The following is a 13,154-nucleotide window of genomic DNA, read 5'->3' as shown; positions in this document are numbered from 1 at the left end:
TACACATATATGGATTATCTAAATGTGGAGGTGATCCTTTATGATCGTTGAAAGCTATACCTTAGCATCGTCCACAGCTTTTGCTACCCCTTATTATGTGATTAGAGGTGAGCTTCCTGGTCCTGTCTTTATGGTGGTGTCGGGGATACATGGGAATGAGACAGGAAGTATTCGTGCCGCACAGATCATTGTAGAACGTTTTAACCAGAGAAGGTTGTATATACACCGGGGCACGATCATTGTAGTTCCTCTATTGAATCAAAAAGCTTACCGCAAACGGATCAGAGGTGTACCCGATTTAAATCGCACCTTTCCACGTTCTAACAAAGTAGTGGCAAAACATCCATTAGCTTCAGCTTTGCTACAGCTAGTACTAAGATATCGTCCCACCTGGTTTCTGGATCTTCATGAAGCAAATGGGTTGTCACAAAAAAATCCGAAGCGACTTGGCCAGTCGATCATCGTCACTCCGGGAAGCCGAGGAATAGGTACAGCAAAACGTGTCATCAAAGGCATTAATCGAACGATTCCCAAAACCGCTTATCATTTTAATATCCGTTTACGGGAGCGCCCCGGCTCCTCAAGGGCAGCCGTTACCCGTATATTAGGGGCTAAAGTATTTACTGTGGAAACCTGCTGGAGCCTTGATCGTGAGCTACGGATTCGCTATCAGATAGATATTGTTAGCCGTTTTTTAAAAAGTGCTGGATTATTGTGATGGAGAAAATATCTGATAACTGTGTAAGCTGGTTCTTAGATCCTAGGAATCAGCTTTTTTGCCGATACAAGAAAGGTAATTGACAACATTGAGTATAGTGTATATATTACATATATACATTGATAACACATAAACTAGGAGTGAGGGCACGATTCCATGAACATATTGATATCCAACACTTCCGGTGAACCCATCTATGCACAGATTGTCAGCCAGATCCGCCAGATGATTCTGCAAGGAGAATTAGTGTCTGGTACCCCATTACCTTCTATCCGGCTATTAGCCAAAGAGCTGCAGATTAGCGTAATTACAACGAAACGAGCCTATGAAGAACTGGAGAGAGAAGGGCTTATCAATTCAATTGTGGGGAAAGGTTCCTTTGTTTCTGGTGCAGATCAGGAGTTTATTCGGGAACAACGGCTACGGATTATGGAGCAAAAAATGAAGGAGATTATCGACGAGAGTAAAATGCTGGGGATTAATTTTGCTGAGTTTAGTGAGATGTTGAAATTGCTTTATGAGGAGGAGACAGAATGAAAGAAGTCATTCAATTGGACCAAATTTCTAAAAAATATGGCCATTTTAGCCTATGCGAACTTACGTTCGGTATCAAAGAAGGGTATATCACGGGGCTAATTGGGCCGAATGGGGCAGGGAAAACAACAATAATTAAAATGATGATGGGGATGGTGTTTCCTGATCGCGGCAGCGTCAAGATTTTTGACCAAGAGATGTCTATTCATGAAGCAGAGAATAAGGATCGGATTGGCTATGTCTCCGATGAAAATTACTTTTACGATCAATTAACCATCGATCAGATGAGTAAGATTATTGCTCCTTTTTATAGTCGTTGGGATCAAGAAACGTATAGGAAATACATAGAGATGTTCAAGCTTTCCCCGCGGAAAAAGATTAAGGAGCTCTCCAAAGGAATGAAAATGAAGTATTCGCTCGCTATTGCCTTATCACATGGTGCAGATCTGCTCATTATGGATGAACCTACTGCAGGACTTGATCCTATATTCCGAAGAGAGTTGCTTGATTTGCTTAGTGAGCATATCCAGGATGAGAAGAAGTCTATTCTTTTTTCAACGCATAATACGACTGATTTGGACCGGATCGCAGACTATATTGTTTTTGTGAATGAAGGGCGCCTAGTATTTAATGAAATGAAAGAATCTCTAGCCAACAAATATATGCTGGTTAAAGGCAAAAAAGAGTTGCTTGATCGGGATGTACGAAAATGGTTCATCGGGCTTAGAGAGACGGAAGTTGGTTTCGAGGGTCTTCTGAACAATCGCTCTGAGGGGGAACACTTCTTTAAAGGTCATGCCATATGCGAAACACCTACTCTGGAAGAAATCATGTATTTTACGGTAAAGGGAAACACTTTGTATGTTTAATCTCTTTTTGCTGATTCGAAAAGACTTTATTCTCCTGCGGAATTTTATCCCTATATTTCTCTTGAGTATCTTGTTTATCGCATATGTTCAACTGGATAACTCCAGCATGTTTGCTACATTTCAATCTTTACTGTTGCTCGTATACTCCTGTTCTATGGATGCACAGAATAACAACACAAAGTTTGTTATAGGGTTGCCAGTAAGACGGCAAGAGATTATCTTGGCTAAATACTTATCACTTGTTCCTTATTGTTTCATCGGTTTGGTTTGCTCTTTAGCTTTGTTACTAATTTCCTTTTCATTTGGATATTCCATTAGCCCGTTTTATTGGATAGGGGTATCTTTAACATTACTGATGATTCCTTTGACTGCGTCTATTTATCTGCCGATTCATTATTGGCTTGGTTCCAAAAACTATTACTTCAATATCCTTTTTAATGTAGTAATAACGATTACCACCCTAAACACTGGATCTTCACTCTCAAATTCATCCTTTTTCTTAACGATTACCCATTTAAAGCTGCAAGATCATCTGGTGCCGGTTGGTTTGACAGGGATTGTTTATCTATCTATATTGTACTGCTCGTATAGAATTTCACTACGATTGTTTAGTAAGGAAGAGTTATAAGCTAAGGAGGACGTAAAGTGTATAAATCATTTTTTTTAATTCAAAAAGACTTCATTCTTCTGCGTAAATTTCTGATGCTGCTAATCCCTTTCTTTATTTTCATAGCATACTCAAACTATCATAGCTTCAGTTTATTTACGGTAATGCCACCTATGCTGTTATTGATAAGCTCCTGTTCAATGGATACTCAGCAGATGACGCAACGGTTTCTCGTTAATCTCCCTGTACGGAGACAAGAGCTTGTCCGTGCCAAATATTTTTCGATCCTTCCGTTTGCTCTTGTCGGGCTGGCAGCAACGGCCTTTACCTATCTCCTGATTGTTGTGACAGGTAAAGCCGTAACCCCTCATTTTTGGCAAGAGGTTGGTATTACGATATCCATTTTCCCTCTCCTTGCGATGCTTTATTTACCGATTCATTACTGGTTAGGGGCAAAGGGGGCACAAGTGGTTAATCTTGTTTTTATGATGATTGTTATGTTTGGCCCGAACGTGTTTAGCTTTTTGATCCAGTGGATACCTGATGTGAACAGATGGCTAAGTTTTGGAGTGAAAGGTACGGTCATTCCCTTTATAATCCTAGGGCTGGCTTATATATTCTTGCTTAGCTGTTCATATATCATTTCTCTGCGGATTTTTGTGCGGAAAGATCTTTGATTCGAAGGATTTGAGATTTTGAATGAATTCATATACCATTGTCACTACAAAGATAAATAGTAGGGGAAGGGTATACAACCAATGCCTAAAATGATTTATAGCTTTCGTACAAAAATGATTATGCTGCTGATGGCCAGTATGCTTGTATCCGGTGGAATTACCTTTTCAATCTATAAAATTCTGCAGAGATATTATCGATCAGAGGTCTTATTAGAAAATCCATTGACTAAAGTTCGCTACTTGATGCGGGATATCGGTGATGTTAATGCGTTTTTGATTATCTTCATTCCTTTGGCCATCTTATTCTTTTTTATATTTACTAAACCATATGCAAATTATTTCAAGGAAATCTCGAAAGGGATCCATCAGCTGGCGTCGGGTGATTTCTCGGAGCGGGTGGATATCCCTTCTAAAGATGAATTCGGCCTTATTGGCCATGATATCAATCTGGCTATTGATCATCTTCAGGAAGCTATTGAGCGGGGAGACTTTGCGGAGAGCAGTAAAGATCAACTTGTGTTAAATCTGGCACATGATCTGCGTACTCCACTTACCTCAGTTATAGGTTATTTGGATTTTATCCTTAAGGACAATGAATTAACGCCAGAACAGACCAGACATTACACAACGATTGCTTATACTAAATCTCAACGTTTGGAAAAATTAATTGATGAGCTATTTGAAATCACAAGAATGAACTATGGTAAGCTTACGCTTGAGAAAACCTCGATCGACCTGAGTGAGCTTCTTTTGCAGTTAAATGAAGAGTTATATCCCGTTTTTGAGAAAAATGGTCTTACTTCCCGCTTGGATGTAACCCAACCTCTGAAGATAGAGGGTGACGGTGAGCTGCTGGCACGTGTATTTGAGAATCTTCTCACTAACGCAGCGCGATACGGAAGCGACGGTCAATTTATTGATATTCATGGGTATTTAGAAGAAAACGAAGTCGTTATTGAGATTATTAACTATGGAGATTGTATTGATCCAGAAGAGCTGCCGCGTATTTTTGATATGTTCTACACCGGGGATCGAGCGCGAACGCATCCCACAGGGAGTACGGGACTGGGCTTATTTATCACTAAAAACATTGTGGAACAACATGCTGGAACAGTTTCTGCACAAAGCAGTGTAGTGCGGACGATGTTTGAAGTGCGGCTTCCACAAAATAATTGAGAACGAAGTCAAGTGTTGACTGGGCAGGAGTAAAAAAACAAGATCTACGTGATCTTGTGGTTTTACTTCTTTTTTAATGGTTTGGTCAGCAAACAGGATGAACGTTACGGACATTTATTTGAAATTTTTAATAAATCGTGATATTATTAGCTTGCTAAGTAATTTGTAAGGCAGTACGGAGGAAATATCTGTGATAGAAGATGAGATAAGGGAACTACTGGATAGAATATCAGCGGAAATGCGTAGAGATTATGCAGAGCTGCTTAGAGAACTAAATCTTCATGTGGGTCAAGAACAGTTATTATGCCGGTTATGGAGAACAGATGGAATGACACAGATACAGCTAAGTGAACGCTTGAATTGTGAGCCTCCAACCATAACAAATATGGTGAAATCTCTTGAAAATCATGGGTTTGTTGTTCGAAAAAGAGATCCTGAAGATGGCAGAGTTAGCCGAGTGTATCTAACCCCAGCCGGACGTAATCTCTGCGAACCTGTGGAACAGATCTGGAACAAACAGCTGGATAAATTACTAGCCGGAATTATACCTGAAGAACGTTTATTATTAAGAAGACTTATGAAACAAATGGCTGATAATTTAGCTTGAATCTGGAACTAATCGCCATAACCGTTAGTAAGCTAATTAAAACTAAGAAAAGAGGAATATAGATGATTACAAGTTTGACTCGCATCAATGAATTAGCTAAGAAAGAACGTGAAGTAGGTCTGACACAAGGCGAATGGGTTGAACAGATCGCATTGCGTGAAGACTACCTGCGTGAAATTCGTGGACAAGTTCGTAACAGTCTTTCTGGAGTGACAATTTTAGATCCGGATGGAAATGATGTAACTCCTGAGAAGCTTCGTGCAGCGCGTAAATAATCAATGAACTAATAAGTGGAAACTACACCTTTAGAAAACGTTGAATTGGCCTATGGTTAATCGACGGATAACTAAAGGTGTTTTTTTGTTATTCCAATCTTAACAGAAGCTTAAATCGTTATCATTAGGGGCTGTTGAAAGTTAAGAATCAATTAAACTTGCGTTACACAGGATCTAAGACTGGATTGATAGAATGGAATAGACAACAGATAAGGGATAACAAGAAGGGGTGCAGAAGTTGGAGAAACTAAAAGAAACATCAAGGAAGGAAATGAAAGTATGAAGAAAACATTATTAATTTTACTTAAAGTAATAGTCGCTATAGTCATACTCATAGCACTTTTTCTGGTCATCGTTTTTACAGTCAATGTGATCAGCAATAAAGTGGAGAAAGGAAAAATAGAACCCTATGGTCAGCTTGTACCTGTCGACGGGAAAAAGATGAATGTAACCATACAAGGGCAAGGCAAGGAAACGGTCGTGTTACTCCCAGGGTTTGGAACCGCATCACCCGTAATTGATTTCAAACCACTTGTAGATGAACTGACTCCTTTCTATAAAGTTGTAGTAGTTGAGCCGTTTGGTTATGGACTAAGTGATGTCACCACAAAAGAACGAACAGTCGACAATATAGTGAGTGAGCTTCATGAAGCTTTACAAGAATTAAAGATAGATCGTTATATTCTGATGGGACACTCTATAGCAGGAATTTACGGACTGGACTATGTGAACAAATACGAAAACGAAGTTAGTGCATTCGTAGGCATCGACAGCAGCGTACCCACACAAGGGGGTAACGATGAAGAATTTCCATCAGGAACCTATAAGCTGCTTAAAAAATCAGGATTTATGCGATTGCTGGTAAAACTCAACCCGGCCCAAATCGTTACACCAAGTGATGATGAGGAAACTAAAGAACAAAATAGAATGATTTCACTTAAAAACATGATGAATCCTAATATCATCAGCGAAGCAGAGCATTTTAAAAGCAATTTCAAAGCCACGGAAACATTAAATTTCCCTAAAGAACTTCCTGTTATTTTCTTCTTAGTGAAAGACAATACGGATGTTCCAGGCTGGGAATCCCTGCATAAAGAACAGATTAAAGACTCCTTACACGGGAAATTGATGTTGCTTGATGGGGAGCATTATTTGCACCATACCCGATCTAAAGACATTGTCGAGAACTTTAGAAGCTTTCGGGGAGAGATAAAGTAAAAATGAATGAGAAAAGCCTGCTAATACAGGCTTTTCTTTTTTTATATTTTCAAATAAGTGAATCCTTTAGAAAAAAATGATAAATTTATCAAAGCAATTATGGGCACTCTATATCCTAATCTTTATAATAGGAAGGACTGCCAGAGTATGTGTGGAATAGCAGGAATATTAAAATATAATGGACAGCCACCACATGAAGAAACCTTAAAACAAATGACAGGGGTTATGAATCACCGAGGTCCCAATCATGAGGGAGTATGGCTCGATTCTCGCATTGGACTTGGTTTTCGCAGATTGTCTGTAATTGATTTACGTGATGGCAATCAACCGATGACGAATGAAGATCGTACTCTTTGGATTATTTTTAATGGTGAAATCTATAATTATAAAACACTACGAGATCAACTTAAGCTAAAGGGACATCAATTTCAGACGCAATCAGATACAGAGGTCATTGTGCATTTATTTGAGGAATACGGCAAGGACTGTGTCCATCATTTACGTGGAATGTTTAGTTTTGCGATTTGGGATCTTAAGGAACAATCTCTTTTTGCTGCTAGAGATCATTTCGGGATCAAGCCTTTTTATTATTACAAAGACGAAAATAATCTTTTATTTGCTTCGGAAATTAAAAGCATACTTGCAGTGCAAGGGGTACCCAGAAAGCTTCAGTATCAAAGTTTATTCAGCTACTTAACTTTTCAGTATGTCCCGCATCCTGATACGATGTTTGAACACATTCATAAATTAGGACCTGCAGAGCGAGTATTTGTTAACTCGGAAGGTGAAATGAAGATCGAGAAATATTGGGAACCCCATTTTCAACCGGTAGTACGATCTTTAGCAGACTACGCAGAAGAAATTCAGTGGAAATTGAAAGAGTCTGTAAACCTTCATTTACAAAGTGATGTGAATAGAGGATGTTTTTTGTCCAGTGGAATTGACTCTACAGCTATAGCTGCAATGATGAGAACAGAAGAATCCACCAAAACCTTTTCAATTGGATTTGAAGGGTTGAACAATGAAACAATCATTGCAAATCAAACAGCAGCCAAACTGGGGACAGATCATTATTTTCACATCTTATCGCAAAAAGACTTTTTTGAAAGTATCCCGAAAACGGTCTGGCATCTAGATGAACCTGTAGCGGATCCTTCTGCCATTGCACTCTATCATCTAAACCAGCTTGCCAAAGAACATGTTACGGTTGTCTTATCAGGGGAAGGTGCTGACGAATTATTCGGAGGATACAGAATCTATAGAGAGCCAAATGCTTTAAGACCGATAACCTGGATGCCTAACTTTATAAAGGATTCGTTACGAAAATCATTATCCGTATATCCCTATCATTTTTATGGAAAAAATTATTTGCTTCGGGGTCTGACACCTTTAGAAGAACGTTTTTTCGGTAATGCGAACATCTTCAACAAAACCGGTAAGATGAATTTGCTCCACGAATCGGTACACGCTCAGCATAGCTTTTTACATCCCGCGGATATCGTTAAGCCTTTTTATGATAAGACAGCTCACCTAGACCCTACGACAAGAATGCAGTTTATTGATATGAATTTTTGGTTACCTGGAGATATTTTATCAAAAGCAGATAAGCTATCCATGGCTCATTCATTAGAATTAAGAGTCCCATTTTTAGATAAAGAGGTTTTCGAAACGGCTAGTAAAATACCTGTGTCCAATCGGATTGGGCAAAAAACAACAAAACTTGCTTTGCGTAAAGCTATGGAAGGAATCGTTCCGGAAGCTATTGTGAATCGCCCGAAACTAGGATTTCCCGTACCCATTCGTGATTGGCTCAAAACTCCAATTTCAGATATAATGTTCGAACAAATACGATATAGTGGCATTGAAGAAATATTCAATATGAATATCATCGAAGAGATGTTTACCCAGCATCGGAGTAATAAAGGCGACTATTCGCGTAGAATATGGCTAATTTACATTTTTTCAGTATGGTACACTCTTTTTATAAAAGAAGATCTGAAGCAATTAAATAGTGCTGTTTTGTAATGGGGGAGTGATTCGTTGAATATTGAGGAATATGCATGGAATAAACATGAACAGCAATTAAGAGAAACTAACATGTTTACTTATAGTAGTCCAAAGATAAAGATTGTAGATAACCATGAATTAAGAAATTGGCTTGAAGAAACGCTTGAAGAGCTGCCGCAGAAGTTTCTGGCCAAATGGGCTTTGAAAGTAGCAGTTGAGCACCTGGATCATCTGGACCAGCAGCTTGTAAATGACCCGCGGATTGATTTAGGTATAGAAACGCTAGAAAAGCGTATAACTGGTGAGATTAGAGCCTTTGATTTAAGAAAAGTTGGATTCATAGTCAATGAATTGGCCAAAGAGTCCACAACCGAGGTTAGTAAGTATGCTGCCCGTTCTTTTGCACAAGCCATTGCAACTGGACATATGAGAGGACATGCTATGGTTTGCAGTGACTATGCAGTTAAACTAGTGAATTACATATCAGAACATTCTTCAGTTGCAGAGGCAGCTACTAAAGAACGGGAAAGACAATTAAGGATAGCTGAAGAGTTGCTTTGAAATTAAAGCTTTAAAGATGAACATGTATGAGGATGATTCTAAAAAATTAAATACTGGTAATAATTAACTTTTTATAATCGAGAGTTATGTAATCTAATGCAACAATAAAAACATTATCAGCACTTAAAGTTTTATGCGACACTCTGATGAGCTTTAAAGCTTAATACTCGTTTAAGATAAAGCGATTACTAAATAAGAATCAATTGCTTATGAAAGGGCAGCTATTTTGAACAGGTTTGAACATTGATTAGATAATCATTAATAGACAGTAAATTGACAATAATTTGGATCAAATTGGTTGGTTCCTTTAATTTATATACTACTTCCTCACAAAACCCGTATTTTGTACATATGTCACTAAGATGCATTCTACTTAGACTATACATAGATCTATATGGATTGTGTCACAATCTAGGGGTTTATATTATTTGATCTATTTATCACTTCCTCTTTCGAGTTCCGAGCAATAACCACATCATTAATTAGAGCCTTGCGATTTCGACTGGCCATATCAATTGCTCAGAGTTTCATCAACCACTTATAGGACGACACACAAATGCATTCAAAAAAACCGTTGAGCTGAGCTGATTCAACGGTTTTTTTGAAATTCCTACAAGGCATCACATCCAAGTTAAACATTGAGCGATAATCACCCTTTGTTTATATGCGCTAATAACCGGTAGCGAAGCCATATAATCTTCTTCGCTTATTGCACAGTATGTACTAATTTCTTCTTTTTTGAAAAGATTAGATAATAAAGAACTTTGCTGCGTTCTATAGATATCCCCAAAAGTCCCGACAACAATTGCAAGTCTCTTTTGAAGAGTACTATTATTATTTAACTAATCACCGGAAAACGAATCATAACTGTCGTACCACACCCTACCCCGCTGCTAATGTGGACAGTACCTTGATGTTGATCGACGATCCAACGTGCGATCGATAGCCCTAGACCTGCTCCATGATCCCCTCTACTTCTAGAGGAATCTCCCCTTATAAAAGCGATTAAATACGAGTGGTAATTCATGTTCCGAAATACCCACTCCGTTATCCTTGACGGTTACAAGAACTGATTTCCCCTGCCTAAGACACTCAAGATCGATTTGCCCATCCGCCTGCGTAAATTTAATGGCATTGTCCAACAAAATCATGAACAACTGTATGAGACGATTCTCATCTCCATTCATGAGCAATTCCGAGCCTTCGACATGAAGCTGTACCCGCAACTGCCTGTAATCCATTATTGGCTCCATTTTTTTGGCGATCTCTTTAATGATCCCGTCAATACGAACAGGTGTGCATGAGATAACTTCCTCATGTGAATCGCCTCTTGCCAGAAGAAGTAGGCCGTCTACCATGTTGCTCATTCTTTTGGTTTCTTTCAGAATGGCTGAAATTGGAGCACTTTCTTCCTCGATCGTATGATCGGGATGGCGTAACAATATTCTACTTCGGCTACGGTACTTAAAAGGGTAAAGTTAACGGGTGGCCGTTAGCTTAATAAAAAGACAGCCGATCATCTAGACGGCTGCTATCGTGTATGGATTGATCGATCATTCCCCGTAAGCGTAATGATGTTGCTTCAGTCTAAAATAACTGCAATCATATTAACCTGCTCCGTAATTTATAGCGAGGTTACGAACTTCACCTCCGGAAAACGGCTATCCGGTCCTTTCATTAAGATTCCGTCTTGATTTTTCAGATACATATCGAAGAAATTCAGCATATAGGTATTGGTAACGGAGTCCGCTCTATCGGGCTTAATCTTTCCTGTAATGCCCAGCATTTTGAAAATCGGAGAAATGAACTGTACGTCGGTAAAATTCAAATGCTCCGTATTTTCGATATAGAGGACTTGTCCCCCTTCGTCGACCGCTTTGCGCATTCGTTCTAGCTCTAACTTTTTATCTTCCGTTACTTGATCCTCCCACTCTCTGGTTGAGCCCATACGGTTAATTTCTGCATCCGTGTAGACCCGGTTATCCATCACCATTTTTAATTTTTCAAAATAGCTTTCCGAGTTGAGGAATAAAAACGGCTTTTGCAGTCCCTCTCTTTCACGCAGACGATAAAGCCCTCCATCCAGGTCTATGCCAACCGCGATTCGCGGATCGTAAGAAGCGTCATAAGCCGTTGCTCCACCGATAGAATGACCGAACACCCCGACATGGTCGAGATCAATCCAGCCTTTTAGATGACTTGGAATCTGCCCCGATTGGATAAGTTCGAATTGGTCCAGCACAAACACCACATCGTCGGTTAAAACTTTCCCTAACTTGTCGCGATTTCCGCTTTCCGTCCGATAATCATGGTCAGGCGAGAATAAGTCGTTGGTTGTGCTGGTCGTGATTCGACCGTCCGGAAACTCGGTTGCAGATGTGTTGTAGGTGTGGTCTATCATTGCCACGATATATCCGTGACTCGCGAGATATTCGGCTTGCGACGTGTGGAGGAACCTAGAAGAGCCGTTGCCGGGATTCCCAAGGATCAGTGGGTATGAAGTCTGTGCCGTAGAGATTTCCGCCTCCGAATATGCATGACTGGATACGTACTTCAGGTGTTGAAAAGTAAACCCGGGAAGACCATAGTTCGCGGCCATATAACTTAAAATCCGCGTATCGGGAATAAAAGCAGTTCGCTTGCCACTACCAGCTTGAGTCGGATACCATACCTGAACCATCAATTCTCTTTTACCCTCTCTTGCTTTATCAAAAATCTCTTCCCTATTGGTATCCACAAAATGAAACGTTTGAGTTCCTACCTTAAATTTGCCTGTCAGTTCAGGGAGTTTAAATACAGGAAAAGCATACATGAGGACCGCTGTTCCGACCAGCATGATCGCTATAGCGGTATAAGCTGAACCCAACAGGAATCGAGGGATTTTTTGGAAACTGATTTTTTTTAAATAACTATAACTTGAAATGGCTAAAAAAAAGACCGTTATGCAATATGATAAAAACAGCTGCACTCGGTATCCTTCCACCGTCCAATGAATGACCAGTAAAACTGCGGCGATCCCGCTTGCAACGAATACTAGAATTATACGCTGACCTTTTTTTAATACAACTGTTAATACAAACAAACTGATGTTTGACAAATATAGCAATAATTCAAACAATCTCATCTCAAGTCTCCTTTAAAAAAATTTCATTTTCATTTGTTCCAATCATTCCTGCCTAGCTAGCCTAACCTCCCCTCCTTTTGCTGCTTCAGTATAAAGACGGTTTCTCAATCCAAAATGTATCAGTTTCGTTACTGTAAACTGCTTATTAGCTAATGAAAAGGCAGCCGATCATTTGACCGGCTGCCTTTTCATTTTGATTGAGCTATCGTTTATCATTAACTAGCTTAATGGATCACATTTGTAGTTTTAATGCAACCTACCACTTATTCCCTTAATCTCCCTTTACTTCATTATCGTTCGGAATTAATTCATACAAGGCACGAACATCACAACCGATGGAATCGGCGATCGATATGGCAATTTTGAGTGGCATCACTCTTTTGTTTTCAATAAAGTCGTAAACTCGTTCCGGTTTAAAAAACAAGTCTTTTGCCAGCCATTCCGCTGACTTTCCGGATTCCATCAATCGTTCATTCAGTAAGCAACGTCCTAGTTCAAATTTCAAGAAGCGATGACCTCCCGTATAAGATAATACTTAACCTTAAGCGTTGTCCATTGCCAGCATGAATATACTTCATAATGAGTCCTATAACGATGAAGTTCCCCATGCGTCTGCCCAATTGTTGGGCGAGTTCCATCGCGGGCCTTCGTTTCCCGTTAGTTCAACCGTGTTAGACTCCGAAGAACTCTTTTATCTTCAACCAAGACTCATACCAAAATGTTTTCGATTTATATGGTATGGCGTTCTCTATCTGTTCCTCATTTTTTATTATAAAAACTG

The 13,154-nt window shown here is 39.4% G+C and carries 14 protein-coding genes; 11 read left to right on the top strand and 3 right to left on the bottom strand.

Annotated elements, in window-relative coordinates; genetic code table 11:
* The first annotated feature begins 40 nt into the window (after positions 1-40).
* From NYE72_RS16270 to NYE72_RS16220, 11 genes are all read left to right on the top strand, one after another.
* On the top strand, positions 41-718 hold the full coding sequence (locus NYE72_RS16270) for a succinylglutamate desuccinylase/aspartoacylase family protein (RefSeq protein ID WP_339210022.1): 678 nt from the start codon (positions 41-43) through the stop codon (positions 716-718).
* Between the two features lie 156 nt (positions 719-874).
* The gene (locus tag NYE72_RS16265) at positions 875-1,255 is read left to right on the top strand and encodes a GntR family transcriptional regulator (RefSeq protein ID WP_036676940.1); all 381 of its coding nucleotides are present in this window, start codon (positions 875-877) and stop codon (positions 1,253-1,255) included.
* Entirely contained in the window at positions 1,252-2,121 is an 870-nt protein-coding gene (locus NYE72_RS16260; RefSeq protein WP_036676942.1) for an ABC transporter ATP-binding protein, read from the top strand. The genes NYE72_RS16265 and NYE72_RS16260 overlap by 4 nt, the downstream gene beginning before the upstream one ends.
* The gene (locus NYE72_RS16255; RefSeq protein WP_036676945.1) at positions 2,114-2,749 is read left to right on the top strand and encodes an ABC-2 transporter permease; all 636 of its coding nucleotides are present in this window, start codon (positions 2,114-2,116) and stop codon (positions 2,747-2,749) included. Before NYE72_RS16260 ends, NYE72_RS16255 begins: the two co-directional genes overlap by 8 nt.
* Before the next feature lie 17 nt (positions 2,750-2,766).
* Positions 2,767-3,405: an ABC-2 transporter permease gene (locus NYE72_RS16250; protein ID WP_036676948.1), complete on the top strand. Its 639-nt coding sequence runs from the start codon at positions 2,767-2,769 to the stop codon at positions 3,403-3,405.
* 81 nt (positions 3,406-3,486) lie between these two features.
* The gene (locus NYE72_RS16245; RefSeq protein ID WP_036676951.1) at positions 3,487-4,581 is read left to right on the top strand and encodes a HAMP domain-containing sensor histidine kinase; all 1,095 of its coding nucleotides are present in this window, start codon (positions 3,487-3,489) and stop codon (positions 4,579-4,581) included.
* Positions 4,582-4,771: 190 nt separating this feature from the next.
* Positions 4,772-5,188 (top strand): MarR family transcriptional regulator, encoded by a 417-nt coding sequence (locus tag NYE72_RS16240; RefSeq protein ID WP_254848917.1) that lies wholly within the window; start codon positions 4,772-4,774, stop codon positions 5,186-5,188.
* A 62-nt stretch (positions 5,189-5,250) separates the two neighbouring features.
* Positions 5,251-5,463, top strand: a complete 213-nt coding sequence (locus tag NYE72_RS16235) for a DUF896 domain-containing protein (protein WP_036676956.1) — start codon at positions 5,251-5,253, stop codon at positions 5,461-5,463.
* Between the two features lie 279 nt (positions 5,464-5,742).
* The gene (locus tag NYE72_RS16230) at positions 5,743-6,681 is read left to right on the top strand and encodes an alpha/beta hydrolase (protein WP_051490944.1); all 939 of its coding nucleotides are present in this window, start codon (positions 5,743-5,745) and stop codon (positions 6,679-6,681) included.
* 147 nt (positions 6,682-6,828) lie between these two features.
* Complete coding sequence (gene asnB / locus NYE72_RS16225) at positions 6,829-8,706, top strand: asparagine synthase (glutamine-hydrolyzing) (RefSeq protein ID WP_036676962.1); 1,878 nt, start codon at positions 6,829-6,831, stop codon at positions 8,704-8,706.
* A gap of 15 nt (positions 8,707-8,721) precedes the next feature.
* On the top strand, positions 8,722-9,249 hold the full coding sequence (locus NYE72_RS16220) for a putative immunity protein (RefSeq protein WP_081393459.1): 528 nt from the start codon (positions 8,722-8,724) through the stop codon (positions 9,247-9,249).
* 977 nt (positions 9,250-10,226) lie between these two features.
* Here NYE72_RS16220 and NYE72_RS16215 read toward each other — a convergent pair.
* From NYE72_RS16215 to NYE72_RS16205, 3 genes are all read right to left on the bottom strand, one after another.
* Positions 10,227-10,691 carry an ATP-binding protein gene (locus NYE72_RS16215; RefSeq protein ID WP_143758593.1) on the bottom strand — a complete coding sequence of 155 codons (465 nt, stop codon included), beginning with the start codon at positions 10,689-10,691 and terminating at the stop codon, positions 10,227-10,229.
* 182 nt (positions 10,692-10,873) lie between these two features.
* Entirely contained in the window at positions 10,874-12,373 is a 1,500-nt protein-coding gene (locus tag NYE72_RS16210; RefSeq protein ID WP_339210015.1) for a dienelactone hydrolase, read from the bottom strand.
* Between the two features lie 271 nt (positions 12,374-12,644).
* Positions 12,645-12,878 carry a hypothetical protein gene (locus NYE72_RS16205; RefSeq protein WP_036676988.1) on the bottom strand — a complete coding sequence of 78 codons (234 nt, stop codon included), beginning with the start codon at positions 12,876-12,878 and terminating at the stop codon, positions 12,645-12,647.
* Positions 12,879-13,154: the final 276 nt, after the last annotated feature.

This window comes from Paenibacillus sp. FSL L8-0333 (assembly GCF_037965665.1).
Lineage (GTDB): Bacteria > Bacillota > Bacilli > Paenibacillales > Paenibacillaceae > Paenibacillus_AQ > Paenibacillus_AQ odorifer.
This window is presented reverse-complemented; position numbering and strand designations above follow the sequence as displayed.

Excerpts from the sequence above, each read along its gene's own strand:
- asnB (WP_036676962.1), top strand. The coding sequence starts at position 6,829 with ATGTGTGGAATAGCAGGAATATTAAAATATAATGGACAGCCACCACAT.
- NYE72_RS16235 (WP_036676956.1), top strand. The coding sequence starts at position 5,251 with ATGATTACAAGTTTGACTCGCATCAATGAATTAGCTAAGAAAGAACGT.
- NYE72_RS16270 (WP_339210022.1), top strand. The coding sequence starts at position 41 with ATGATCGTTGAAAGCTATACCTTAGCATCGTCCACAGCTTTTGCTACC.
- NYE72_RS16255 (WP_036676945.1), top strand. The coding sequence starts at position 2,114 with ATGTTTAATCTCTTTTTGCTGATTCGAAAAGACTTTATTCTCCTGCGG.
- NYE72_RS16245 (WP_036676951.1), top strand. The coding sequence starts at position 3,487 with ATGCCTAAAATGATTTATAGCTTTCGTACAAAAATGATTATGCTGCTG.
- NYE72_RS16265 (WP_036676940.1), top strand. The coding sequence starts at position 875 with ATGAACATATTGATATCCAACACTTCCGGTGAACCCATCTATGCACAG.
- NYE72_RS16230 (WP_051490944.1), top strand. The coding sequence starts at position 5,743 with ATGAAGAAAACATTATTAATTTTACTTAAAGTAATAGTCGCTATAGTC.
- NYE72_RS16210 (WP_339210015.1), bottom strand. The coding sequence starts at position 12,373 with ATGAGATTGTTTGAATTATTGCTATATTTGTCAAACATCAGTTTGTTT.
- NYE72_RS16260 (WP_036676942.1), top strand. The coding sequence starts at position 1,252 with ATGAAAGAAGTCATTCAATTGGACCAAATTTCTAAAAAATATGGCCAT.